The organism is Stenotrophomonas sp. YJH_SMC_20 (genome assembly GCF_059367845.1).
In genome coordinates this window covers 84,455-108,555 of sequence record NZ_JCAFRG010000004.1, presented here as the reverse complement: position 1 = coordinate 108,555, position 24,101 = coordinate 84,455, and the positions used below count along the sequence as shown (strand labels likewise).

The 24,101-nt window shown below is 68.6% G+C and carries 20 protein-coding genes; 3 read left to right on the top strand and 17 right to left on the bottom strand.

Going from position 1 to position 24,101, the window contains the following annotated elements; genetic code table 11:
- Positions 1-75 precede the first annotated feature (75 nt).
- Positions 76-885: a 2,5-didehydrogluconate reductase DkgB gene (gene dkgB, locus AC5P6A_RS08860; protein WP_134732091.1), complete on the top strand. Its 810-nt coding sequence runs from the start codon at positions 76-78 to the stop codon at positions 883-885.
- A 73-nt stretch (positions 886-958) separates the two neighbouring features.
- On the opposite strand, the gene AC5P6A_RS08855 is transcribed toward dkgB, so the two are convergent.
- Positions 959-1,660, bottom strand: a complete 702-nt coding sequence (locus AC5P6A_RS08855) for an alpha/beta fold hydrolase (RefSeq protein WP_019661696.1) — start codon at positions 1,658-1,660, stop codon at positions 959-961.
- A gap of 252 nt (positions 1,661-1,912) precedes the next feature.
- Here AC5P6A_RS08855 and AC5P6A_RS08850 point away from each other — a divergent pair, with 252 nt between their 5' ends.
- Positions 1,913-1,999 (top strand): hypothetical protein, encoded by an 87-nt coding sequence (locus tag AC5P6A_RS08850; RefSeq protein ID WP_260832893.1) that lies wholly within the window; start codon positions 1,913-1,915, stop codon positions 1,997-1,999.
- Positions 2,000-2,041: 42 nt separating this feature from the next.
- Here the strand turns inward: AC5P6A_RS08850 and AC5P6A_RS08845 are convergent, their stop codons facing one another.
- Complete coding sequence (locus AC5P6A_RS08845) at positions 2,042-4,768, bottom strand: bifunctional acetate--CoA ligase family protein/GNAT family N-acetyltransferase (RefSeq protein ID WP_346715003.1); 2,727 nt, start codon at positions 4,766-4,768, stop codon at positions 2,042-2,044.
- A 129-nt stretch (positions 4,769-4,897) separates the two neighbouring features.
- A complete protein-coding gene (mgtE, locus tag AC5P6A_RS08840; protein WP_180876359.1) occupies positions 4,898-6,268 on the bottom strand; it encodes a magnesium transporter in 1,371 nt (456 codons plus the stop codon).
- Positions 6,269-6,612: 344 nt separating this feature from the next.
- On the opposite strand from mgtE, the gene AC5P6A_RS08835 reads away from it, so the two are divergent.
- Positions 6,613-8,391, top strand: a complete 1,779-nt coding sequence (locus tag AC5P6A_RS08835) for a monovalent cation:proton antiporter-2 (CPA2) family protein (protein WP_180876357.1) — start codon at positions 6,613-6,615, stop codon at positions 8,389-8,391.
- A gap of 134 nt (positions 8,392-8,525) precedes the next feature.
- Here AC5P6A_RS08835 and AC5P6A_RS08830 read toward each other — a convergent pair whose 3' ends face one another.
- The 14 genes from AC5P6A_RS08830 to AC5P6A_RS08765 all read right to left on the bottom strand — a co-directional run bounded on the left by AC5P6A_RS08830 (position 8,526) and on the right by AC5P6A_RS08765 (position 24,100).
- Positions 8,526-11,864 (bottom strand): ankyrin repeat domain-containing protein, encoded by a 3,339-nt coding sequence (locus AC5P6A_RS08830; protein WP_346715002.1) that lies wholly within the window; start codon positions 11,862-11,864, stop codon positions 8,526-8,528.
- Positions 11,857-12,117: a YcgL domain-containing protein gene (locus AC5P6A_RS08825; protein ID WP_014648833.1), complete on the bottom strand. Its 261-nt coding sequence runs from the start codon at positions 12,115-12,117 to the stop codon at positions 11,857-11,859. The genes AC5P6A_RS08830 and AC5P6A_RS08825 overlap by 8 nt, the downstream gene beginning before the upstream one ends.
- A gap of 160 nt (positions 12,118-12,277) precedes the next feature.
- Positions 12,278-12,718: a hypothetical protein gene (locus tag AC5P6A_RS08820; RefSeq protein WP_005420284.1), complete on the bottom strand. Its 441-nt coding sequence runs from the start codon at positions 12,716-12,718 to the stop codon at positions 12,278-12,280.
- A 61-nt stretch (positions 12,719-12,779) separates the two neighbouring features.
- Positions 12,780-14,018: a beta-ketoacyl-ACP synthase gene (locus AC5P6A_RS08815; protein WP_019661702.1), complete on the bottom strand. Its 1,239-nt coding sequence runs from the start codon at positions 14,016-14,018 to the stop codon at positions 12,780-12,782.
- Positions 14,018-14,749, bottom strand: coding sequence for a 3-ketoacyl-ACP reductase FabG2 (locus AC5P6A_RS08810; protein ID WP_021203490.1), 732 nt, complete (start codon positions 14,747-14,749; stop codon positions 14,018-14,020). Before AC5P6A_RS08810 ends, AC5P6A_RS08815 begins: the two co-directional genes overlap by 1 nt.
- Positions 14,746-15,201: a hotdog family protein gene (locus AC5P6A_RS08805; protein WP_019661704.1), complete on the bottom strand. Its 456-nt coding sequence runs from the start codon at positions 15,199-15,201 to the stop codon at positions 14,746-14,748. The genes AC5P6A_RS08810 and AC5P6A_RS08805 overlap by 4 nt, the downstream gene beginning before the upstream one ends.
- Complete coding sequence (locus tag AC5P6A_RS08800) at positions 15,198-16,382, bottom strand: beta-ketoacyl-[acyl-carrier-protein] synthase family protein (protein WP_346715001.1); 1,185 nt, start codon at positions 16,380-16,382, stop codon at positions 15,198-15,200. The genes AC5P6A_RS08805 and AC5P6A_RS08800 overlap by 4 nt, the downstream gene beginning before the upstream one ends.
- Positions 16,379-16,936 carry a DUF3261 domain-containing protein gene (locus tag AC5P6A_RS08795; RefSeq protein WP_019661706.1) on the bottom strand — a complete coding sequence of 186 codons (558 nt, stop codon included), beginning with the start codon at positions 16,934-16,936 and terminating at the stop codon, positions 16,379-16,381. Before AC5P6A_RS08795 ends, AC5P6A_RS08800 begins: the two co-directional genes overlap by 4 nt.
- Complete coding sequence (locus AC5P6A_RS08790; protein WP_346715000.1) at positions 16,924-18,174, bottom strand: NAD(P)/FAD-dependent oxidoreductase; 1,251 nt, start codon at positions 18,172-18,174, stop codon at positions 16,924-16,926. Before AC5P6A_RS08790 ends, AC5P6A_RS08795 begins: the two co-directional genes overlap by 13 nt.
- 53 nt (positions 18,175-18,227) lie before the next feature.
- Entirely contained in the window at positions 18,228-20,582 is a 2,355-nt protein-coding gene (locus AC5P6A_RS08785) for an MMPL family transporter (protein WP_155030332.1), read from the bottom strand.
- A complete protein-coding gene (locus tag AC5P6A_RS08780; protein WP_495222297.1) occupies positions 20,575-21,204 on the bottom strand; it encodes a LolA family protein in 630 nt (209 codons plus the stop codon). The genes AC5P6A_RS08785 and AC5P6A_RS08780 overlap by 8 nt, the downstream gene beginning before the upstream one ends.
- Positions 21,201-21,626 (bottom strand): acyl-CoA thioesterase, encoded by a 426-nt coding sequence (locus AC5P6A_RS08775; RefSeq protein WP_111102292.1) that lies wholly within the window; start codon positions 21,624-21,626, stop codon positions 21,201-21,203. Before AC5P6A_RS08775 ends, AC5P6A_RS08780 begins: the two co-directional genes overlap by 4 nt.
- Positions 21,619-23,169, bottom strand: a complete 1,551-nt coding sequence (locus AC5P6A_RS08770; protein WP_058979158.1) for an HAL/PAL/TAL family ammonia-lyase — start codon at positions 23,167-23,169, stop codon at positions 21,619-21,621. Before AC5P6A_RS08770 ends, AC5P6A_RS08775 begins: the two co-directional genes overlap by 8 nt.
- Positions 23,159-24,100 carry a lysophospholipid acyltransferase family protein gene (locus AC5P6A_RS08765; protein WP_134735289.1) on the bottom strand — a complete coding sequence of 314 codons (942 nt, stop codon included), beginning with the start codon at positions 24,098-24,100 and terminating at the stop codon, positions 23,159-23,161. The genes AC5P6A_RS08770 and AC5P6A_RS08765 overlap by 11 nt, the downstream gene beginning before the upstream one ends.
- Position 24,101: the final 1 nt, after the last annotated feature.

The window sequence follows — 24,101 nt, the reverse complement described above, 5'->3', positions numbered from 1 at the left end:
TGCCGGCATGCACACGGCCGCTGGCCTACCCTTTCGTGGATATTCCCGCCTCTCTCCCCCTCTGCTGGAGCCCCCATGACTGTCCCCGCCTTCGGTCTCGGTACCTTCCGCCTGAAAGACCAGACCGTGATCGACTCGGTGCGCAACGCGCTGGATGTCGGCTACCGCGCCATCGATACCGCGCAGATCTACGGCAATGAAGCCGAGGTCGGCCAGGCCATCGCCGATTCCGGCGTGCCGCGCGAAGAGATCTACCTGACCACCAAGGTCTGGATCACCGCGTTCAAGCGGGAAGCGCTGCTGGCCAGCCTGCATACCAGTCTGGAAAAGCTGCGTACCGATCATGTGGACCTGACGCTGATCCACTGGCCGTCGCCGAACGACAAGGTCGACGTGCCGATGGAGGAGTACCTGCCGGCGCTGGCCGAGGCCAAGGCACAGGGCCTGACGAAGGCGATCGGCATCTCCAACTTCACCATCGCCCAGACCCGCAAGGCCATCGAGATCCTTGGCGCCGATGCCATCGCCACCAACCAGATCGAGATCCATCCCTACCTGCAGAACCGCCTGCTGGTGAAGTTCCTGCAGGACAACGGCATCCACGTCACCGCCTACATGAGCCTGGCCTATGGCGAGGTGATCAAGGACCCGGCGATCCAGGCCATTGCCGGCCGTCACCAGGCCACTCCGGCGCAGATCGCGCTGGCCTGGGCGCTGCAGCAGGGCTTCTCGGTGATCCCGTCGTCGACCAAGCGCGAGAACCTGTCGAGCAACCTCGAAGCGGCAGCGATCCGGCTGACCGACGAAGACATGGCGCAGATCGCCAAGCTGGATCGTGGCCATCGCCTGGCGAATCCGGAAGGCATTGCGCCGGCCTGGGATTGAAGAGCGGCCGCCGGGCATGGCCCGGCGCTACCGGATACGCGTGGGTAGCGCCGGGCCATGCCCGGCGGATCCATCAGGCCTGCAACAACCAGCCTCGCATTGCCGCACTGACCTCATCCGGCTTTTCCATCGGTGCCAGGTGCCCGCAGTCCGGCACCACCACCAGCTGCGAGTGCGGCACCAGGGCGTGCATTTCCTCGCTGACCGCGAGTGGCGTAATGCGGTCGTTGGCGCCACATACGATCAGCAGCGGATCGCGGTAGCCAGCCAGCACGTCATGGCCGTCACGGCGTTCCAGCGCGCTCTGGCGCAGGAACACGTCCGCGCCCAGGCGGGCGGTCATGTCACGCACACGTTGCACCAGCACGTAATCATCCAGCCGCGAGGCATCGATGTAGCTGCGCATCAGCACATCGCCGAAGCCATGGAACTTGCCGGGCAGGCGCACGCTGGCCCGTTGGCTGCGGCGCTGTTCGGCACGTTCCGGTGAATCGGCGTGGATCGAGGTATCGATCAACGCCAGCTGCAGCACGCGTTCCGGCGCGATGCGCAGGATCTGCTGGGCGACGAAACCGCCCAGCGAGAACCCGGCCAACGCAAAGCGCTCCGGCGCCTGTGCCAGCACGTCCTCGGCCACCGCCTGCAGGGTTTCGCCACGGGTCTGGTCGCCTACCGTGCAATCGGCGATGTCGGCAAGATCAGCCAACTGTGAGCGCCACAGCTCAGCGTCGTTGAGCAGGCCAGGCAGCAACAGCAGGGGGATACGGTCGGTCATGGGGGTATTGTCGCGCCAGCACGGTGACGGAACCATGCCGCAACAGGGGGCGGATTGTAGCGTCGAGCCACGTTCGACGGCTGCATAGCCAGTGGCGCATGGCTCGACGCTACAGAAGACAGCGGCGGAGCCGCTCTTTGGCGACACCATCACCATCACCATCTACACCGCGCTGTGGGGACAGGCCGCGAGTAAACCTGGCGCAGCAGAGACAAGCAAGCACGGCAGCTGGCTGCCAACCCGATCATCGGCATGCGCTACGACGCCATCTATGTGATGACCGGGCTGACCGTGCGGCTGTGCTATGGCACGGCGGTGGCGGTGGAACCGCAGCGGTGAGGTGATCGCCGGGCATGGCCCGGCGCTACCGATGGGCGGCGATCACGCCACCGGGGGGACATCGGGCACTTCGACCTGCTGCACCGGCAAGGTCACCATCATCACCGTCGGGTCATCCGGGTCCAGCTTCGTCTTGAAGCCCAGGCTCTGGCACATCGCCAGCATGGTGCTGTTCTCGCGCAGCACCTGGCCTTCGACCACGTCCAGGCCCAGCCACTTGGCGTACTCGATCATGATCGCCATCAGCCGCCAGCCGAGACCGTGGCCCTTCAGGTCCGAGCGGATCAGGATGCCGTACTCACCGCGGTGGTAATCCGCATCGGCGTGCAGGCGCACCGCGCCAAGCATTTCGCCACTGCGCGGTTCGATCGCCACCAGTGCGATCGAGCGTGCGTAGTCGAGCTGGGTCAGGCGCGCGATGAACTCGTGGCTGAAGTGCTTCACCGACTGGAAAAAGCGCAGGCGCAGGTCCTCGTCGCTGACGCGGGCGAAGAACGCACGGAACAGCGCGTCGTCCTCCGGCCGCACCGGACGCACGAAGGCACGGCCGCCATCGGACAGTTCGATGGTGCGCTCCCACTCCTTCGGGTACGGGAACACCGAGAAGCGCGGATGGCCACGGCCCTTGTGCAGGATGCGCGACGGCGCCACCGCCACGCGTGCGTCGAGGGCGAGGATGCCCTTGCCGTCGACCAGCAACGGATTGATGTCCAGCGTACGCACTTCGGGGATGTCGGCGGCCAGCTGTGCCAGCTTGACCAGCGCCAATGCCAGTGCGCGCTCGTCGGCGGCAGGCACATCGCCATAGGCCTTGAGGATGCGCGAGGCGCGGGTCTGGCCGATCAGCTCGTGGGCCAGGCGCAGGTCCAGCGGCGGCAGCGCCAACGCCTTGTCATTGATGACTTCAACCGCGGTACCGCCACGGCCGACCACGATCACCGGGCCGAACGTCGCGTCATCGGCAATACCGACGATCAACTCGCGCGCCTTCGGGCGAACGATGGTCGGCTGCACCAGCAGACCATCGATGCGCGCATCCGGCCGCAGCTGGCGTGCACGCGACAGGATCGCGTTGGCCGCGCTCTGCACCGCCGGCAGGGTGGACAGGTTCAGGCGCACGCCGTCCACTTCCGACTTGTGCGGAATATCCGGCGAGAGAATCTTCAGCGCCACGCTGGCGCCACGCTCCAGCAATGGCTGCGCCAGGTCCATTGCCTCGTGCGCATCGCGCGCGTGCATCACCGGCGCGGAGGGAATGCCGTAGGCCTTGAGCAGTTCGTGGGTGGCCAACGGGTCCAGCCATTGCTGGCCGTTGGCCAATGCCGCATCGACCAGCGCGCGTGCGGCCGCCGCGTCGACACTAAAGTCCTGCGGCAGGCTGGGCGGTGTTTCCATCAGCGCGTTCTGCGCTTCGCGGTAACGCACCAGATGCTGGAAGCCGCGCACCGCTTCGGCCTCGGTCGGATAGGTCGGCACCCGCGCCGCGTTGAGCGTGGCGGTGGCCTGGTCATCGTTGCCCAGCCACACCGCGAACACCGGCTTGTCGCGATGATGGCGCGGGCGCAGGCCGAGCGTGCGGGTGAGTGCCTGCGCGGCGTCCGCCGATGAGGTGAACGCGGTCGGCACGTTGACCACCATCACCGCGTCGTTCTCGTTGTCGGCCAGCAGCGCTTCGATGGCCGCGGCATAGCGGTCACCATCGGCGTCGACCACGATGTCGACCGGATTGCTGCGCGACCAGCCCTGTGGCAATACCGCATCGAGCTTCTGCACCGTGCTGTCGGACAGGGTGGCCAGCGTGCCACGCAGTGCAATGAGCTGGTCCACGGCAAGGCGACCGACGCCGCCACCATTGCTGAGAATGGCCAGGCGGCGGCCAGGGAAGGTGCCCAGCCGCCCCAGTGTTTCGGCGGCGGTGAACAGCTCGTCCAGCGCACCGACGCGCAGCAGGCCGGCGCGGTTGAAGGCGGCACCGTACACATCATCGGCACGGGCCAGGGCCTGCACATGGGTATCGCGGCTGCCCGGCTGCACGCGCTCGGCGCGCCCCGACTTCACCACCACCACCGGCTTGGCGCGGGCGGCGGCACGCGCAGCCGACATGAACTTGCGCGCGTCCTTGATCTGCTCGACGTAGAGCAGGATGGCGCGCGTACGGTAATCGGTGGCGAAGTAGTCGAGCAGATCGCCGAAGTCGACGTCCAGCGTGTCGCCCAGCGAGACCACGGCAGAGAACCCGACCGAGCGCGCCACGCCCCACTCCACCAGTGCGGCGGCGATGGCCGAGGATTCGGAGATCAACGCAAGATCACCGGCCTGCGGGAAGTGCGCGGCGATGCTGGCATTGAGCCGTGCGTGCGGCGCGATCACGCCCAGGCAATGCGGCCCGAGGATGCGCAGGCCATGCTTGCGCGCCACCGCCTCCACCTGTGCAGACAACGAACCGGGGCCTTCGCCCAGGTGCGCGGTGAGGATGATCGCCGCCTGCACGCCACGTTCGGCGGCAGTGCGCACCACCTGCGGCACGATGGCCGCTGGTGCGGTGATAACCGCCAGGTCGGGGACCCAGTCCAGGTCCTTCAGCCGCTTGACCGTGCGGATGCCATCGATCTCGGCATGCCGCGGATTGATCCACGCCACCTTGCCGGGGAAGCCGGTGCCGCGCAGGTTGCGCATCACCGCGCGGCCGGCCGAACGCTCACGCGGACTGCCGCCGATCACCGCGACCGACTGCGGACGGAACACGGACTGCAGGTGGTAGGTACTCATGCGCCTACGGTACACGGACTGGCGCGGCAACGGCATGATCGTGCGCAAGGTCCTGATACCGCACCCACGCATGGCGTGGATCTACCGCCGGGACCAGTAGATCCACGTCATGTGTGGATGACGCTCCCGTTACAACAGCGTGCCGTGCAGGATCATCGCGGCGATGCTGAAATAGATCACCAGGCCGGTCACGTCCACCAGGGTGGCCACGAACGGGGCCGAGGCGCTGGCCGGGTCGAAACCGAGCCGCTTGAGGATGAAGGGCAGCATCGAGCCGGACAGCGAGCCGAACGTGACGATGCCGACCAGCGCCGCGCCGATGGTGATCGCCAGCAGGATCCAGTGCTCGCCGTAGTCGTGCAGGCCACCCAGCTGCCAGATCACGATGCGCACGATGGCCAGGCAGCCGAGGATCGCGCCCAGCACCATGCCGGTGGGCACTTCGCGCAGGGCCACCTTCCACCAGTCGCGCAGGCGCAGCTCGCGCAGCGCCAGGCTGCGGATCAGCAGCGAGGTGGCCTGCGAACCGGAGTTGCCGCCCGAACTCATGATGAGCGGAATGAACAGGGTCAGCACCACCGCGCGCGCCAGTTCGTCCTCATAGTGCTGCATCGCGCTGGCGGTCAGCATCTCGCCCAGGAACAGCACGCTCAGCCAGCCGGCGCGCTTGCGCAGCATCTCCAGGAAGCCGATCTGCATGTAGGGCTTGTCCAGTGCCTCCATGCCGCCGAACTTGTGCGCGTCCTCGGTCGATTCCTCGATCAGCGCGTCGAGCACGTCGTCCACGGTGACGATGCCGAGCATGTGCTGCTGCGCATCGACCACCGGGATCGCCAGCAAGTCGTGGCGACGGATCAGCCGTGCCACTTCTTCCTGGTCCATCAGTGCGTCCACCGTCACCGGTGGATTGACCTGGGCCACGTCCAGGATCGACTCCTCCGGCAGGCCGGTGATCAGCCGGCGCATGGTCACCACCTGCTGCAGCTGCTGGCTGGACGGCTCCAGCACGTAGATCGCGTACACCGTTTCACGGGTGCGCTCGACCTGGCGGATGTGCTGCAGGGTCTGCGCCACGGTCCAGCTGGCGGGTACCGCCACGTACTCGGTGGTCATCAGCGCACCGGCGGTGTTCGGCGGGTAGCTGAGCAGCTTCTGGATGGCCTGGCGGGCGTCGGTGCCCAGCAGCGGGATCAACCGCGCGCGTTCTTCCTCATCCAGCTCATGGACGATGTCGGTGGCGCGGTCGTCGGCCATCAAGCCGAGCAGGGCGGCAGCGCGCGCCGGGGGCAGCGCTGCCACCAGCTCGCCACTGCGGTGCAGTTCCGGCGCTTCCAGCATTTTCACTGCACGCGGCAACGGAAGGGCAGCCAGCGTTTCCGCGGCGCGGGTCAGCTCCAGCGTGTTGAGGAATTCCACCGCATCGGCGGTGTTGAAGTTCGCCAGCGGCGCGGCCAGTGCGGCGGCATCGGCCACCGGGCGCAGCAATTGCTTCTGGTTCATCGGGTTTGCCTTGTGGGGGTGCGACCTCGCGCAACGCCAACGCAGGCAAACCGTCCCGATGTCAGGCGGTGGCCATCGCTGGCGTCGAACGAGGTCGACTTCTACTGTCGCTGGACATGGGTTGGGGACTCCGGGATGCGTGTGCCGACGGACGCGCCGCCAGCGGCGGGCAGTCTGGACCCGTGGACCATGCAGGTCAACCCGGTCCCGCCGCGGCAGCACCCTGCCCGCAGGTTGTTCTCGTGCATGCACAGGCCGGCGCGCATAATGGCGCGGTGGTGTTCGCCACGCTTTTCCCAACCCGAACGGACGCACAGCGGCTCCCCCGATGACCAGGTATTCCCATGCATAGCGGTGGTCTGGAACTGGCGCTGGTGCTGCTGCTGGCGGCGGTCATCGCCGTGCCGGTGTTCAAGAAGTTCGGCTTCGGCGCGGTGCTGGGCTACTTGGCGGCCGGTGTGGTGCTGGGCCCGGACGGGCTGGGCTTCGTGCAGGACGCCGACCGCATCCTCGGTGCCGCCGAGATCGGCGTGGTGATGCTGCTGTTCGTGATCGGCCTGGAGCTGTCACCGGCACGCCTGAAGGTGATGCGGCGCTCGGTGTTCGGCGCCGGTGCGGCACAGGTGGCGCTGTCCGGGCTGGTGCTGGGCGGCCTGCTGCTGCTCGACCACTTCCAGTGGAAGAGCGCGCTGGTGGTAGGTGTGGCGCTGGCGCTGTCATCCACGGCGGTGGGCCTGCAGCTGCTGTCCGAGCACAAGGCGATCAACAGCGACCATGGCCGGCTCGGGTTCGCCATCCTGCTGTTCCAGGACCTGATCGCGATTCCGCTGCTGGCGGCCATCCCGCTGCTGGGCGGGGTGAAGAACGAGACCCTGCGCTGGGAAGACGCCGCCGTGGCCCTCGGTGCGCTGGCCGTGGTGATCCTGTGCGGGCGACCGGTGCTGCGCAAGGTGTTCAGCATCATCGCCCGCACCCGCAGCCCGGAAGTGTTCACCGCCACCGCACTGCTGGTGGTGCTGGGCACCGCCTGGTTCATGCAGGAAGCCGGCCTCAGCCCCAGCCTCGGCGCGTTCCTGGCCGGCGTGCTGCTGTCCGATTCGGAGTTCCGGCATGAGCTGGAAGCGCAGATCGAGCCGTTCAAGGGCCTGCTGCTGGGCCTGTTCTTCATCGCGGTGGGCATGGGCATCGACCTGGACCGCATTGCCGCCGAACCGTGGATGATCGCGGCTGGCGTCGGCATCCTGCTGGTGGTCAAGTTCAGCCTGCTGTACGCGATCGGCCGCATCGCCCGGCTCAGTCCGCGGCAGTCGCTGCTGCTGGGCAGCGTGTTGTGGCTGGGCGGCGAGTTCGCTTTCGTGGTGTTCAACGAAGCGCAGCGCGCGCACCTGCTCGGCAATGCCAACCACGACCGGCTGGTGGCGATCGTGGGCCTGTCGATGGCGATCACGCCGCTGCTGATGATCGCGCTGCTCAAGCTGCTCGGCCAGGAGAAGGCCGCACCGCGCGAGGCAGCCGAGGCCGACAAGGTGGCGCCGGACAACCGCCCCAAGGTGCTGATCGCCGGAATGGGCCGCTTCGGCCAGGTCATCGCACGCCTGCTGACGGCACAGAAGGTGCCGTTCGTGGCACTGGAGGCGAACCCGGACACCGTGGCCGACCTGCGCCGTTTCGGCAACCAGCTGTATTACGGCGACCCGACCCGGCCGGAGATGCTGCGTGCGGCGGGCGGCGAGCACATCGATGTGTTCGTGATCACCGTGGACGACCCGGAGACCAACCTGCGCGCGGTGCGCATGGTGCGCCGGCTGTACCCGGACGCGAAGGTGCTGGCGCGTGCGCGCAACCGCCAGCATGCCTGGCGCCTGATGGACATGTCGGCCGAGCCGTTCCGCGAAGTGTTTGGCACCAGCCTGGAGATGAGCGGCCGCGTGCTGACCGCATTGGGCGTGGCGCCGGACGTGGCCGAACGCCATGTGCAGCGCTTCCGCGAACATGATGAGCAGCTGCTGCGTGACCAGTATCTGGTGTACGACGACGAAGCGGCCGTGATCCAGACCTCGCGCGATGCACGCAACGACCTGATGCATCTTTTCGAGGCCGACGCGGAAAGGGACGGCGAGTAGGTGTGCCGACCAACGGTCGGCACCCACCCGATCAATGGCGGACCCGGTAGTGCCGGCCGCTGGCCGGCAATCCCGTGTTCCCGGAGATGTCATGAAGTAGCCGGCCAGCGGCCGGCACTACCGTTTTCCAGCGATCAGCCGTTGTCGCGCAGGAACCGCGCCATCGACGAAACGCCCGGCACGCGCGGTTCGAACTCACCGGCCACGTCGATGAAGCCGCGCATCACGGCGATCTCGCGCGGGCTGCGGTTGAGGCTGTCGCGTGCTTCCGGATCCGCCCCCGCGCGCAGCAGGCGCTGCACCAGCAGCGGCAGGCCATGCAGCGCGGCCAAATGCAACGGGCCGAAGCCGCGCGGATCACGCACGTCCAGGCTCACGTCCTCATCCAGCAGGCGCTCTACCGCCGCCATCACCACCTGCTCGTCGCAGGCGGTACCCGGCTCGGCGCGAGCGCCCAGCAGCAGCAGCAGGGGCGTGACCGAACCGGCGGCGGCCTGGTCCGGCTCGGCGCCCGCCAACAGCAGGGTGTCGAGCAGGGCCAGCAGGCGCGAGCGGTCGCGGGCACTGAAACCGTACAGCGCGGCACAGTGCAGCGGGCCCAGCTGCTGCGCGTCACCGGCGTGCACGTCGGCACCTGCGGTGAGCAGGCGCGCGACGATGTCCGGCAGGCCCAGCGCCGAGGCCAGCATCAGCACGGTCACCCCACCCGGCAGGCGATGTTCCAGCTTGGCGCCGGCGTCGAGCAGGGCCGAGACGATATCCACCTGGCGCATGCTGACCGCTGCCGACAGCGGCGTCGCGCCACTGGCCGCGGCGTGCTGCGGATCGGCGCCACGCGCCAGCAGCAGGTCGGTCACCGCCAGATGGCCACCACCGGCGGCGCGCAGCAGCGCGGTGCAGCCCTGCGCATCGACCGCGTCGACGGCGAAGCCCAGATCGATCAGGCGGCGCACGGCGTCTACATCACCGGCCATCGCAGCGGCCGGCAGATCGGCCTCGCGCAGGGTACGGCGCGGCAACGGCCACACCCGCCAGTCCAGCCAGTCGGCCAGGTCACGGCGACCGATCGACAGCGCCACGCCCAACGGCGTCTGGCCGTCGGCGGCGCGGGCTTCCGGCGAGGCACCGTGCTGCACCAGCAGCTTCAGTGCGCCTTCGCGGGCCAACGCGGTGGCCAGGTGCAATGCGGTCATGCCGTGGCTGTCGCGCGCTTCACGATCAACACCGGCCTTGAGCAGGGCCTGCTGCAGGCGCAGCCAGCCCAGGCGCACCGCGAGCGACAGCGGCGGATCGCCTGCCGGCGAGGCGGCGAACGGATCGGCGCCACGTTCCAGCAGTTCCAGTGCCAGCTGTTCCAGGCCACGGGCGGCCTGGTCGTGCTGCGCACACGCTGCGAGGAAGCGTGCCAGGCCACCGCGTCCGGCCGGCGACAGGCCACGCTGCAGCATGACCTGCAGCGCCGGCACCGCGTCGATGCCGCGCGATAGTAGAGCGAACATCGGCGTGTCGGAACAGGCGTCACGCACGTAGGGATCGGCACCGTGGGCCAGCAGCCAGTCGACCGCACGCGGCTCCAGCGCCAGCTCCGGATCGAGCAGCAGGCCACCCAGCTCTTCCGGCTGGCACAGCTTGGCCAGCGCGGCCATGCCTTCGGTGTTGCCGAAGCCCAGCGCTTCGCGCAGCAGGGTCAGCGGCGGGCGGTCCGGCAGCAGGCCACTTGCGCCGACGGCTTCGCCACGCTCGGCCAGTCCATCGCTGACCGCAGCCGGCAATGGATAGGACGGGTCCAGCAGAGCCACGATCGCCCAGCGGCCGGCTTCGGCGGCATAGTCCACCGCACGGCGGCCGACCGGATCGGTGGCATCGGCGGCGATGCCGAGTTCGACCAGGCGCTTGATCAGCAGCGGCGAGACATCCTCGGCCATCGCCGCCAGCTGCACCGCATTTCGGCCTTCGCCGTCCACCGCGACCAGGTCCGGCTTGTGCGGCAGCAGATGCTCGATCACGGCGGCGCGACCGGCACGGGCCGCTTCCAGCCACGGCGTACGGCCCAGCGCATCGCGCGCTTCCAGATTGGCGCCGGCAGCCAGCAGCACGCCGATGATCTCGACGTGACCGGCCAGCGCCGCTTCATGCAGCGCGCTGCGACGCTGGCGATCACGCGCGTCGGCCCGCGCCTTGTGCTTGAGCAGCAGCTGCACGCCCGCCGGATCGTCGTCCTCGGTGGCGGCGGCGGCCAGCAGCACCGGGGTGCCATCGGCCGGTTCGCAGCGTGCACCGCGTTCGAGCAGGAAACGGGCCAGGCGCCAGTTGCCGACCTGGCAGGCCACGGCCAGCGGCGACCAGCCCTCGTTGTTCAACGCATCGACTTCGGCGGCGGCATCGCGCAGCAGCGCCGCCACACCCGGGTCGGAACTGCGCGCGGCATGGTGCAGCGGCGTGTTGCCATCGCTGTCGGTGGCACGCGAGTCGGCACCGTTGGCGAGCAGGGTCATCACCGCCTCGGGGCGGCCATGCCAGCTGTCACGGGTGGCGGCCAGCAGCGGGGTCATGCCCCGGTGCGGTGCGTTCACATCGACGCCGCGGGCGATCAGCTCGCGCAGCAGGCGCAGGTCCGGCAGCACCGCTGCCAGCACCGCCAGGCTGCGCTGGTCGCGCCAGTTCGGGTCCGGCAGCGCATACGGATCGGCACCGGCCTGCAGCAGTTGCAGGCCCCGGTCGATGCGGCCATGGCGGGCGGCTTCATACAGCGCCGGGGTCAGCTCCTGCGGCGCCATCGCCTCCAGCGGCGTGGTTTCGACCGCAGCGGAGAACATCGGTTCGCGCTCGTCGCTGGCCGTGGCCAGTGGGCCTGCGCGCAGCGACACCAGCGGTGCCGGCGCCACCCGCTGCAGCAGCAGGTGCAGCACGGGAGACAGCAGCACCACCGCCAGCGCGGCGGGCCAGTGTGCGCTTTCCGGCAGCAGTCCCGGCCAGGCCGGCAGCACCACCAGCGCGGCCAGCGCGATCACCAGCGCGGCCACACCGAGGCCGCGCCAGGCGCCCAGGTCACGCCCCGCCAGCGCCTGCCAGTGCTGGGCCAGGCTGCCGTCGAGGCGTTCGACATCGTTCCACAACGGCCAGGTGCGCCAGGCGGCGAGCAGGCCGGCGCTGACCAGCACGCTCAGGCCCAGCACCGCCGCAAGGCTGCCGCTGTCGCGCAGCGCCGCCAGCGGCCAGGCCAGCAACAGCGCCAGCAGCAGCGGCGCGGCCGTCCACAACGCCAGCAGCGCCGGCAGGTCCTGGCGAGCGACCACCTTCAGTGGCAGCAGCGCGCGGCTGCGACGCCACCATGAGATCGCCAGCGCGAACGCTGGCTGCGCCAGTGCGGCCAGGACGGCACCCGGGAAGCCGCCCACGGCGGCGCCCAGCGCCAGCACCGCGCCCGCGGCGAAGGCAATTGACACAAGGCGCGGACGGGAGGCGTCAGTCATAGTGGCGCGGCATCAGGCTGGCCACCGACGGCGGCACCTGCAGGTAGAACCCGCGCTCGCTCATTTCGCTGCGGACCTTTTCCGGGTCAGCCTGCGCCAGGCGGCGCTGGGCATCCAGGGCCACCTCCAGGACGAAGGCGAGCGTCCCCAGCGAGGTGAGCAGCGGCGCGGGCAGCGCGCTGAAATCATCGCGACGGGGAACGTAGACGTAGGTGTCCGGCTTGAGTTGGCTTTTATAGACGTAGGCGTGCATGTCCGCGGGACGATAACCCGGGAAGAGCCATGATTGTGTCGGAAAGCCGACACCGGGGAAAGCCGTCAGCCGACGTTGGCGGCGTGATCGACGGCGTTTCCCCGGCGAGGTTCAGCAATGTGGCGGCGTCGTTCAGCCACGGCTGCCACCACACGGGCGCTTACTTGACCTTGGCGTAGGTGCCCTTCAGCGCGACACCCGCGAGGATGGCACCGGCGTAGCACTCGTAGTTGGTGCTGCTCTTGAACTCGTTCTTCTTGTAATAGCTGACGATGTCGACCACGGCGTTGGCGCCGCGCGACTTGGCACCGTCCTGCAGCGCGCGCAGTGCCGACAACGCAACCCAGCGGCAGGCCTCGGCATCGCTCTTGTTGGCGGCGTTGGTCTTCTTGTTGGTCACGTCTTCGCCCAGGCGCTGCTGCACGCTGACCGGCTGGCCGGCCAGATAGAAGCGCACGCTGCCGTCGATGCCAGCGTCCTTGGCGGCCTGCGAATTGACCAGTTCCTGCAGGGACTGTTCGACACGCGTGTCGCGGGCAGAGGCGGTGGAGGTCAGGGCCAGCAGCGCGGTGGCAGTGGCGATCATGAGAGTGCGGCGCATCGAAACTTCTCCTTGTCAGGGGTGCGGGTGGGTAGCGGAAACAGTGCGGTGGGACGGTGGTTCACTCGCGCCAGCGGCGGAACACCAGCGAGGTGTTGATGCCGCCGAAGGCGAAGTTGTTGCTCATCACGTACTCGGCCTGCAGTTCGCGGCCCTGCCCGGTGATGAAGTCGAGCTGGCCACAGCGCGGATCGACCTCGGCCAGGTTCAGGGTCGGCGCGAACCAGCCGGTGCGCATCATCTCGATGCTCAGCCAGGCCTCGAACGCGCCACAGGCACCCAGCATGTGGCCGACGTAGCTCTTCAGCGAGCTGATCGGCACGCGGCTGCCGAACACCTGTGCGGTGGCCTGGGTCTCGGCGATGTCGCCGTGGTCGGTGGCGGTGCCATGGGCGTTGACGTAGTCGATCTGCGCCGGGTCCAGGCCGGCGTCCTCCAATGCCAGGCGCATGGCCTGGGCCATGGTGTCGGCGCTGGGCTGGGTGACGTGCTGGCCATCGCTGTTGGTGCCGTAGCCGACCACCTCGGCCAGGATGGTGGCGCCACGCGCCTGCGCGTGTTCCAGGTCCTCCAGGATCAGCGTGCAGGCGCCCTCGCCCAGTACCAGGCCATCACGGCCGGCATCGAACGGGCGCGGCGTGGTCTGCGGCGCGTCGTTGCGCACGCTGGTGGCGAACAGGGTGTCGAACACCGCCGCTGCGGTGGCATCGAGCTGCTCGGCACCGCCGGCCACCATCACCGTCTGCTTGCCGCTGCGGATGGCTTCATAGGCCGCACCCACGCCCTGGCTGCCCGAGGTACAGGCACTGGACGTGGTGTACACGCGCCCGGACAGGCCGAAGAACACGCCGATGTTGACCGGCGCGGTGTGGCTCATCATCTTCAGGTAGGTGGTGGCACTGATGCCATCGGTGGTGAACTCGTTGAGCATGCGCCCGAATTCACCGGTGGCCTCATGGCTACCCGACGAGGAACCATAGGCCACGCCGGTGCGGCCGCTGCGCAGCACCGGGTGCTCGTGCAGGCCTGCCTCGCGCAGCGCCACCTCGGTGGCGCGCACCGACATGATCGCGACCTTGCCCATCGAGCGGGTGGTCTTGCGGTTGTAGTTGGGCGGCAGCGCGAAATCCTGCGCCGGCGCCGCCAGCTTGGTGTTCAGCCCGGCATACACATCCCACTCGGGCATCGCACGCACCGCATTGCGGCAGCTGCGCAGGTGTGCCTCGATGGTCGGCCAATCGTGGCCGAGCGGACTGATGGCGGCGGCACCGGTGACCACCACGCGACGATTGGCGGCCATCAGAGCATGCCTCCGTTCACCGAGATCACCTGGCGGGTGATGTAGCCGGCCGGCTCGGACAGCAGGAACGCGACCGTCGCCGCCACTTCGTCGGGACGGCCGACGCGGCCGGCGGGAATCAGCTTGAGCGCGTGTTCAACCACTTCATCGTTGAGCATTTCGGTTTCGATCAGGCCCGGAGCCACGCAGTTGACGGTGATCTGGCGGCTGGCCAGTTCCAGCGCCAGCGCCTTGGTGGCACCGATGATGCCGGCCTTGGCAGCACTGTAGTTGACCTGGCCGCGGTTGCCGGCCAACCCGGATACCGACGACAGGGTGACGATGCGGCCCGGCTTGCGCCGCCGTACCATCGGCATGATCAGCGGATGCAGCACGTTGTAGAAGCCATCCAGGTTGGTGTGGATGACCTGGTCCCAATCGTCCTCCGACAGCGCCGGGAAGGCGCCGTCACGGGCGATGCCGGCATTGCAGACCACGCCGTAATACGCGCCATGTGCCTCGACATCGGCTTCCAGCGCGGCCCTCGCGGCCTCGCGGTCGGCCACATCGAACACCAGCACGCGGGCCTGCTGGCCCAGTGCCTGGATCTCAGCCTCCACGGCCTGTGCCTCTTCCAGGCGGCTGCGGCAATGCACCACCACGTCGAAGCCATCGCGCGCGATGCGCAGCGCAATGGCCCGGCCGATGCCCCGGCTGGCGCCGGTCACCAGCACGCTTCGATTCCCTGTCATGCCTGTCCACTCTCCAGATAGGCCATCGCGTCGGCCGGTTCGTACACCGACACGTTGGCTGTCGCCCATTCGTCCTCACCTGCCAGGATGCGGCAGGCGAACATCCCCAATCCATTGTCACCCAACAGCTCGCAGCGCGCCTGTACGCGCAGTCGCGAACCGCTGGGGAAGCTGCTGCGCGCGCTGCTGTAGCGGCGGCTGCCGAGCAGGAAGCCCAGCTGCGGCGGCTTGCCGGCTGCACGCGCACGGCAGCCGGCCCAGGCCGCAATGGCCTGCGCCATGTATTCGATGCCGACCCACGCCGGCACTTCGCCGTTCTCCACGAACAGGCCGGCCTCGGGCACCACCAGTTCGGCCTCGAGGGTGTCCTGGTCCCAATGCGTGATGCGCTGCAGCAGGCACATGTCCTGGCGGTGCGGCACCACCTCTTCGATTGCATACAGCGTGTTCATCGACGCTCCAGTGCCAGCACGGCGTTGCTGCCGCCGAAAGCGAACGAATTGCTCAGCACCCGTCGCGGCGGCTGCGCCAGGCGGGTGGCCGGTGCGACCAGCGGCAACACCGGCAGCGCTGGGTCGGCCACGCCGTCCCACCAGTGCGGCGGCAGCTGCTGCTGCGGGTTCTCGGCCAGCACGATCCAGCACAGCGCCGCCTCGATGGCGCCCGAGGCACCCAGCGTGTGGCCGGTCAACGGCTTGGTCGAACTGGCCGGCACGTGGCTGCCCAGTACCTGCGACACGGCCAGGCTTTCCATCGCATCGTTGTGGCCGGTAGCTGTCCCATGCAGGTTCACATAGTCCACTTCGCCGGCGGCCCAGCCAGCACGCTGCAGCGCCTGCTGCAGGGCGTCGATGGCGCCCAGGCCCTGCGGGTCAGGCGCGGACATGTGGTGGGCATCGGCCGACTCGCCCCACCCCGCCAGGCATACCGGGCCGGGTTCGCGGGTGAGCAGGAACAGCGCGGCACCCTCGCCGATGTTGATGCCGGCGCGGTGCTGCGAGAACGGGTTGCAGCGTGCCGCCGACACCGATTCCAGCGCGCTGAAGCCAGCCACGGTGAAGCGGCACAGCGAATCGGCGCCACCGGCGATCACCGCATCGACGATGCCGGCGCGCAGCATGCGCGCGGCTGACATCAGTGCCTTGGCACTGGACGAACACGCGGTGGACAGGGTCCACGCCGGTCCCTGTGCGCCGCTGCGCTGGCGCACGAACTGCGCGGCGGTGCCCATTTCCTGCTGGGCGTAATCGAAGCCCTGCGGCCACTGGCCCTGTTCAGCGTGGCTGCGCAGGGCCTGCTCGGATTCACCGATGCCCGAGGTGCTGGTGCCCAGCACCACCGCCACGCGCTCGGCACCATGGCGGGCAATCGCCGCGGCCACCGCCGGTGCGATCTGCGCCAGCGCCACGTCCAGCAGGGCGTTGTTGCGCCCACGCAGGGCCACCGGCAGGTCTTCCAGCGCCGGCAGCGGCGTGCGTACTTCTCCCAGCGCCAGGGTGCGCCCCGGCATCAGGCTGTCGTTGGTGCTGAGCCCGCCCGGTACATCGGCGAACAGCGCCGACGCCACTGTGGCACGGTCCTCGCCAAGCGCGCAGACCATGCCCAGGTCGTTCAGGTAGATCGGTGCACTCATCGGTCCTGCCCGGCCATGTCGATTGATTCGATGCGCAGCGCATAGCCTTCGGCGCGGTTGTCCAGCTGCATGCTGCCATCGTCCAGGCGCTGCAGCAGCAGCCACACCGTGCCGTCGCGCGACAAGCTGCGCTGGTGGCCGTCGTCGATGACCTCCCAGCCGGCCGGCAGCGCTGCGGCGATGGCCGCGGTCGGCCACAGCGCGAACTGCAGGTCATCCAGCACACGCTCGGCACGCACCTGCGGCGGCAACCACGGCGCACGCTGCTGGGTCAGCTGCTGGCCGTCCCACTGCAGGCGCACGCCGGTCTGGCCCATCGCCTGCACCGCCAGCTGCACCCGCTGTGCATCGGCTTCCAGCAGCGCATCGAGGTCGCGCTCATGGCTGCCGAAACGGAAGTGCAGCTGCTGCTGCAGCGCCAGCGGCGCCGGCAGGCTGGCCGGCGACAGGCGCAGCGGCGGCAGTTCCACCTGTGGCTTGGGCATGCGCCCGGCACAGGCGGCCAGCAGCAGGCACAGCAGCAGGGCCGCAGTACGGAAGATCAGGCGCTGCACAGCTGCTCCAGCACGCGCATGCGACGGCCGCTGTCGTCGGCCACATACGGGTTGTTGGTGTCCCAGGCGTAGCCGGCCAGGATGGAGCTGATCATGTCGCGCACTTCGGGCTGCTGCTGCGGGTGGTAGATGATCTTCTGGAAACCGCCGTCGTACCAGCTTTCGACGAAGCGCCGGAAGGTCTTCACGCCGGCACGCAGCGGAATGGAGAACTCAGCCTCCCAGTCCACGGCCTGGCCGGCATAGCGGCGCTTGAGGCATTCACTGGCCAGCTGCGCGGACTTGAAGGCAATGGTCACGCCCGAGGAGAACACCGGATCGAGGAACTCGCCGGCGTTGCCCAGCAACGCATAGCCGGGCCCCCACAGCGAGCTGACGTTGGCCGAGTAGCCGGTGATGCGGCGCACCGGCAGCACCGCCCATTCGGCGTTGGCCAGTAGGCGGGTCAGGTTGGGGTCCTCGCCGACGATGGCCTGCAGCTTCTGCAGGTCGTCGCCCTCGTAGCGCTCGAAGAACGACGGCTCGGCGACCACGCCCAGCGAACAGCAGCCGTTGGAGAACGGGATCGTCCAGTACCAGACGTCGATGTGCTCGGGATGGGTGGTGATCAGGATCTTGTTGCGGTCGAAGTCCGCTTCGGCCGGAATGTTGTCGCGCACGTGGCAGAAGATCGCGCCGCGCACCGGGAAGTTGGACGGCGACTCCAGCTGCAGCAGCCGCGGCAGCAGGCGCGCGAAGCCGGAGGCATCGAGGATGAAATCGGCCTCGATGCGGTATTCACTGCCGTCCGGGCGGCGCGCCGTCACCGCCGGTTGCTCGCCCGGCTCGACAGCAAGCACTTCGTCGCCGAAGCGCAGCGTGGTGCCCATGCGCTCGGCACCGCGTGCCAGCACATTGTCGAAGTCGGCGCGCTGCACCTGGTAGGTGGTGCCCCAACCCGGCGAGAACTTCTTCCTGAAGTCGAATGCAGTGCGCGCTTCGCCGTGCACGAAGGCGGCACCGTTCTTGTACTGGAAGCCCGCCTCGACCACATCCTGCAGCAGGCCGGCCGCCTCGATGTACTCCATGCTCTGCGGCAGCAGGCTTTCGCCGATGGAGAAGCGTGGAAACTGCTGGCGTTCCAGCATCAGCACCTGGCGGCCCTGCTGGCGCAGCATCGCAGCAGCCACCGAACCGGCCGGGCCCGCGCCGATGATCAGGATTTCAGTACGTTCGACAGCATCCACAGCAGTGTTCATCGGTGCGTCCTTGTTGCTCGATCAAGTGGAAAGAAGGAAGTCGGAAAACAGGCTCAGGCCGGCGGCAGATCGTGCGGCGGCGGACGGAACAGCGGCGAGATCAGCCAGACCAGGCCGATGCCGAACAGCAGGGTCAGGCCGAACGCGCGCAACGCCGGGGTCTGCGACAGGCCCAGCAGGCCGAACGACAGCCAGGTGCTGGCCGCGCCCACGCACACCGCCAGCCAGGCGCTGGCATCGCCGCGGTGCTCGATCAGGAAAATGCCGTAGTCGATGCCCATGCCCAGCAGCAGCATCAGTGCCAGCACGTTGAACAGCTGCAGCGGCTGGCCGAACAGGCCAAGCAGGCCCAGGGTCAATGCGCCGGCAATCAGGGTCGGCGCGAACACGCGCCAGGCCTGGCGGCGGTAGCGCAGCCACAGCGCGCCGAACACCAGTACGATGCCGACCAGCAGCAGCCCGCCCATCAGCTTGCGGTAGTGGCCCAGCAGCTGCGAGAAGTCGGCGGTGCGATCCACCCAGCGCACGCCGGGCAGGCCCTCGGCGGCACCTTCCAGCGTGGCCAGGGCATCGGCGCGCGACAGGTCGTCGACCATCACCACGCTGATCATCTGCCCACCGACTTCACCCACCCACAGGTGGCTGAACGGCTGCGAGGCCGGCGAGGCCAGGAAGGCTTCGGCGGTGAGCGGCGCTGCGGCGAACTGCGGACGCTGCAGCGGCTCTCCCACCGCCTCGGACACGGCCGACAGCACGCCAGGTTCCACCTTCGCGGTCAGCGCGGCATCGGCCTGCTGGCGTGCCGGCGACGGCAGCCAATCGCTGATCGCGCGATAGCCACCAATGCGCTTGTCGTTGGCCAGTACACGCAGGCGCTCGGTCAGTGCTTCCTCGCGCTGCAGCAGCTGCGCAGCATCCGCGCCCTGCACCAGGTAGAACTGCGCCGGGCTGGGCATGCCCAGCAGCTGGCTCAGGCGGATCTGCTGCGCCATCAACGCTGGCGGTGATGACTGCAGGCTGCGCAGGTCGTCGTTGCTGTGCAGGCGTGCGATGCCGATTGCAGACAGTGCCAGCGTGATCACCACGAACATCGTCACCGCGCGACGGCCATGCAGGCGCGGGAAACGTTCCAGCGTATTGCCCAGCCACTGCGAGAACCGGGTCTGGCGGATCTCGCCGCCATCGAGCCACGGGAACCAGAAGATCACCGTGAGGAAAGCAGCCGCCAGGCCGACCACCGAGAACAGCGCCATCTGGCGCAGGCCCGGGAACGGGGCCAGGCCCAGTGCCAGGTAGGCCAGCGCGCTGGTCAGCAGGGCCAGCCACAGGCCGGGCAGCAGGTGCCGCAGCAGCTTCCAGCGACGATCGGCCGGCTCGGCCTGGCGCGAGGCGAACCAGTGGATACCGTAATCCTCGGCCACACCCACCAGCGATGCACCGAACACCAGGGTCAGCACGTGCACCTTGCCAAACACCAGCACGGTCACCGCCAGTGCCACGCCGCAGCCGATCAGCAATGACGCGGCGACCAGCAGGATCGGGCGCAGCGAACGGAACGCCAGCCACACCAGCAGCAGCACCGCGGCCAGCGAGCCCCAGCCGATCGTGTTGATCTCACGGTTGGCCTGCACTGCGGCTGCCTCCGCATGCAGCGGCACGCCGGCGTGCAGGATCTCCAGCTCCGGTGCTACGGCCTTGGCCGCCTTTCCGGCGCGTTCCAGCAGGCCATCAAGGTGGCGCTCGCCATCCAGCTGGAATGCCGAACCAGGTGTATCGAACTGCAGCACGGCCCAATGCCTGCCCTCGGCTTCGAGCAGGCCGTCATCGCCCAGCCGCAACCCCGAGCCCTGCGCCTGCTGCTGCCACCATTGCGGCCACAGCGACAGCGGGTCCTGGCGCCAATCGGTCAGGCGTGGGGCGCCCATCGGACCATACAGCGCAGCCAACGCCTGCTCCGCCAGCGCGCCCGGCTCGCTGCCCTTCAACTGCTCGCGCTGGGCCGGCGTCAGCAGCCGGTCACGGTACGGCGCATAGAACGCGCGCGCCTCATCGAACCAGCCCTCGATGGAACCACTGGGCACCAGCAACGCGTGATCGGCGTCCTTGGCCATGGCCGCAGCGAACGCGGACTGCGCGCGCTTGGCGGCGGCACCGTCCTGGCTGCCGAGCAGTACCACCACCTGCCGCGAACTGCCATCGGCGATGCGCCGGGTGACATCGCTCAACAGGCGGTCATGTGCATCCTGCGGCAGCAGCGCAAGGATGTCGGTGTCGATCCGCGACTGCTGGCTCCACAGCTGCCACTGCTGTGCGCCCAGCGCCAGCAGCAACACCAGCCAGGCGATGCCCAGCCAGTGCCACCAGCGCCGCAGGCGGTCCGGTGCGTTCGATGCCACGGCCTCACTCAAAACGGCGGGCCTCGTCGGAGTTGAGCGTAGCTGGGGCCTCGCTCAACGCGCTGAACTGGATCTGCGTGCGGTCCTTGTTGGCCTCGACGATCTCGACCTGGCGCACGTAGCGGTCGCCCTGCAGGGTCAGCGACTGGAAGGCCTTGGCCAGCATCGCCGACTTCGGCGTCAGCCGCAGCCGCCAGCCCTGCCCTTCACGGCTGGCCGCCACGTTGAACTGGCCGGACAGCGCCTGCACGTCGCCACTCATCAGCGCGAACATGATCGCGTTCACCGAACGCATCGCCGGCTGCTGCCGTGCATCGAGCTCGACACGGGTGCTGCCATCGCGCTGGCGGCTGAGGATGCGGTCGGCGGTGACCACCACTTCGGAGGGGAACGGCTTGAGCGTGGTCCAGATCACGCCATGCTGGCGCGCGACCACGAACTGGCCCTGCGAGCGCAGCGGGTTCCTGAAGCCGCTGACCTGCTTTTCCTGGCTGAACTGGCCACGCAGCACGTCCGGCCGCGCCACCGCCTGGGTGATCGCATCAATGGCGGGGTCGGCCGCCTGCACCTGCGGTGCGGCAACGAAGATCAGCGCGCACAGCAGCGCGCTGGAAAGACGGACAAGGGTGTTCACGGTGCAGGCACTCCCAGGCGTTCCCACAGTACCGGCGGGCACTGGTACAGCATTTCCTTGCTGGCCGCGTCCACCGCGACCTGGATGGTCATCGCGCGGGTCAGCACCTGGCCGCTTTCCGCATCGAGGATTTCATACTCGATCTTCAGCCGGTTCTCCCATTCCACGATGCGCGCGACCACGCGCAGGGCCTGGTTGAACAGCAGCGGCCGCACGTACTTCACCCGCGCATCGACCACCGGCCACAGGTAGCCCGATTCCAGCATCTGCGGATAGTCGTAGTTGTAGCGCCCGAGCAGCGCGCAGCGCGCGATCTCGAAGTACTTGAAGTAGTTGCCATGCCAGACCACGTTCATCGGATCGCAGTCATGGAAGGCAGGGGTCAACGCGATTTCGCCAACCCGTTCGATGGCCTCATTCACCGGCGTACAGCTCCCAACGTTGCGCGCGGATCTCCACCAGCAGTTCCCGCAGTTCGCGATCCAGCGCGCGGTCTTCTTCGACCAGGGCGATGCGCTGCCCCAGGTCGGCGTACATGTCGGCCAGACTGCCATGCAGCTGCGCATTCAGGCCAACCCGTTCGCGCAGCGCCAGGCCCTGGCGGGCAGCGATCAGCATCGCGGCCACCACCTGCTCGGTCAGCTCGATCACGCGCAGGCAGTCGCGCGCGGCAATGGTGCCCATGCTGACCTTGTCCTGGTTGTGGCACTCGGTGGAGCGCGAGAACACGCTGGCCGGCATGGTCTGCTTCAGCGCTTCGGCGGTCCAGGCCGAAACGCTGATCTGCAGCGCCTTCAGGCCATGGTTGATGGCCGCGCGCGGGCCGGTGGCCGCCGACAGGTTGGCCGGAAGGCCATGGTTGTAGCGGGCATCGACCACCAGCGCCAGCTGCCGGTCGAGCAGATCGGCAACGTTGGCCACGGTGTTCTTCAGGGTGTCCATCGCCAGCGCGATGTGGCCGCCGTAGAAGTGGCCGCCGTGCAGGATCCGCTCGCCATCGGCATCGATCAGCGGGTTGTCGTTGGCGCTGTTCAGCTCGGTTTCGATCAGCTGGCGCAGGAACGGCAGGCTGTCTTCCAGCACGCCGATGACGTGCGGCGCGCAGCGCAATGAGTAACGGTCCTGCAGGCGCTGTTCATTGCGCGGCGGGCGTTCGCTGTGCAGGTCGCTGCGCAGGCGCGCGGCGATGCGGCCCTGGCCCGGGTGCGGCTTGGCCGCGAACAGGGTTTCGTCGAAGTGGTGCGCGTTGCCGTCGCTGGCCAGCACGTTGAACGCGGTCAGGCGCGTGGCCATGCGGGCCAGGTAATCGGCGCGCTGCCAGGCCAGGCAGGCCAGGCCGGTCATCACCGCGGTGCCGTTCATGATCGCCAGGCCTTCCTTCGGCCGCAGTTTCAGCGGGGTCATGCCGATCTTCGCCAGCACCTCGGCCGCCGGCTGCACGCGGCGCTCGTGCAGCACCTCGCGTTCGCCGCACAGCACTGCCGCCACGTACGACAGCGGGGTCAGGTCGCCACTGGCACCGACCGAGCCTTCGGCCGGAATCATCGGCAGCACGTCGTGCTGCAGCAGCGTGGCCAGGCCTTCCAGCAGCGGCAGGCTGACACCGGACATGCCGCGCACCAGCGACGCCAGGCGCGCGGCCAGCACCGCACGCGTCTCGACCGGGTCCAGGTAACGGCCCAGGCCGCAGCCATGGTAGGTGTACAGGTGGTGCGGCAGTTCAGCCACCAGTGCCGGCGGGATGTTCACCGTGCACGAGTCGCCATAGCCGGTGGTTACACCGTAGATCACGCCGTCCTCGCGCAGCAGGCGGTCGAGGAAGTCGGCGCCGCGCTGGATGTGCGCGCGGAATGCCGGCGCGTCGCTCAGTGCGGCCTCACACTGGCGCTGGGCCAGGGCAACCACGTCTTCGATGGTCAACGGTGCATCGCCAAAGCGGCACACGGGTACGGCGTCAGTCGTCATGCGGAGCCTGATCCCAGAAGGGGAAGAAATTGAACCAGTCCAACGGGGACTGGATGACCTGCAGTTCCAGCCAGCGCGCGAAGCGCTGTGCCTGTTCGGCCAGCGCGGCGTCGCGCGAGCCACGCGGCAGCACGATGCGTTCGGCGAACTGTTCGAATGCCACCCGATAGCCGTCGCCCTGGTGCAGGCAGGCCATGGTGTAGACCGGGCAGCCCAGCGCGGCGGCGAGCACATAGGCGCCGATCGGGAACGGCGCGCGGTGGCCCAGGAAATCGGCGGTGACGCTGCGGCCACCCTGTACCGGCGTGCGGTCGCCGACGATGGCAACGAAGCCCCCCGCCGCAACGCGCTCGGCCAGCATCACCGCCGTGGCCGGCCCCATTTCGGTCACCTGCACCAGTTCCACCGCCGCCAGCGGGTCCAGCCGCTGCAGCAGACGGTTGAAGCGCTGCGCGTGTGCGGTATGCACCAGCACGGTGATGCGGAATCCCGGCACCTGCTCGGCCAGCACCTGGCACAGCTCCAGGCAGCCGATGTGCGCGGTGAGGATCAGCCCGCCCTCGCGGCGCGCGATCTTCTGCAGCACCAGGTCGCGGTGCAGGTGGATGCGTTCGGCCGGGTAGCGCCCGCCCAGGCCGAGGATCTTGTCCAGCATCGTGTCGGCGAAGGTAAAGAAGTGGCGCAGGCTGTCACGCCGTTTCGGCGCGTGGCCGAGCACGCCGCTGTGCGCCTGCAGCCGCTGCAGGTACTGCATCGAGGCCTGTCGCCCCACACGGTTGCCCAGCCAATGGCAGGCCACCACCGGCCACACGCACAGGCGGAACGGCCAGCGCCCGAACCAGCGGTGCACCCAGCACAGGAACAGCACGCCGGCCACCGAGGTGGATTCGCCGATGTCGGCCCAGTGTGGGGCGCCCTGCGCGGCCGTCATC

What these genes read in the sequence shown, in the direction of transcription:
- AC5P6A_RS08815 (WP_019661702.1), bottom strand. Translation starts at nt 14,018, where the DNA reads ATGGCCGCCAATCGTCGCGTGGTGGTCACCGGTGCCGCCGCCATCAGT.
- AC5P6A_RS08805 (WP_019661704.1), bottom strand. Translation starts at nt 15,201, where the DNA reads ATGAACACGCTGTATGCAATCGAAGAGGTGGTGCCGCACCGCCAGGAC.
- AC5P6A_RS08830 (WP_346715002.1), bottom strand. Translation starts at nt 11,864, where the DNA reads ATGACTGACGCCTCCCGTCCGCGCCTTGTGTCAATTGCCTTCGCCGCG.
- AC5P6A_RS08855 (WP_019661696.1), bottom strand. Translation starts at nt 1,660, where the DNA reads ATGACCGACCGTATCCCCCTGCTGTTGCTGCCTGGCCTGCTCAACGAC.
- AC5P6A_RS08850 (WP_260832893.1), top strand. Translation starts at nt 1,913, where the DNA reads ATGCGCTACGACGCCATCTATGTGATGACCGGGCTGACCGTGCGGCTG.
- AC5P6A_RS08825 (WP_014648833.1), bottom strand. Translation starts at nt 12,117, where the DNA reads ATGCACGCCTACGTCTATAAAAGCCAACTCAAGCCGGACACCTACGTC.
- AC5P6A_RS08765 (WP_134735289.1), bottom strand. Translation starts at nt 24,100, where the DNA reads ATGACGGCCGCGCAGGGCGCCCCACACTGGGCCGACATCGGCGAATCC.
- AC5P6A_RS08845 (WP_346715003.1), bottom strand. Translation starts at nt 4,768, where the DNA reads ATGAGTACCTACCACCTGCAGTCCGTGTTCCGTCCGCAGTCGGTCGCG.
- AC5P6A_RS08835 (WP_180876357.1), top strand. Translation starts at nt 6,613, where the DNA reads ATGCATAGCGGTGGTCTGGAACTGGCGCTGGTGCTGCTGCTGGCGGCG.
- AC5P6A_RS08800 (WP_346715001.1), bottom strand. Translation starts at nt 16,382, where the DNA reads ATGAGTGCACCGATCTACCTGAACGACCTGGGCATGGTCTGCGCGCTT.
- mgtE (WP_180876359.1), bottom strand. Translation starts at nt 6,268, where the DNA reads ATGAACCAGAAGCAATTGCTGCGCCCGGTGGCCGATGCCGCCGCACTG.
- dkgB (WP_134732091.1), top strand. Translation starts at nt 76, where the DNA reads ATGACTGTCCCCGCCTTCGGTCTCGGTACCTTCCGCCTGAAAGACCAG.
- AC5P6A_RS08820 (WP_005420284.1), bottom strand. Translation starts at nt 12,718, where the DNA reads ATGCGCCGCACTCTCATGATCGCCACTGCCACCGCGCTGCTGGCCCTG.
- AC5P6A_RS08810 (WP_021203490.1), bottom strand. Translation starts at nt 14,749, where the DNA reads ATGACAGGGAATCGAAGCGTGCTGGTGACCGGCGCCAGCCGGGGCATC.
- AC5P6A_RS08770 (WP_058979158.1), bottom strand. Translation starts at nt 23,169, where the DNA reads ATGACGACTGACGCCGTACCCGTGTGCCGCTTTGGCGATGCACCGTTG.
- AC5P6A_RS08790 (WP_346715000.1), bottom strand. Translation starts at nt 18,174, where the DNA reads ATGAACACTGCTGTGGATGCTGTCGAACGTACTGAAATCCTGATCATC.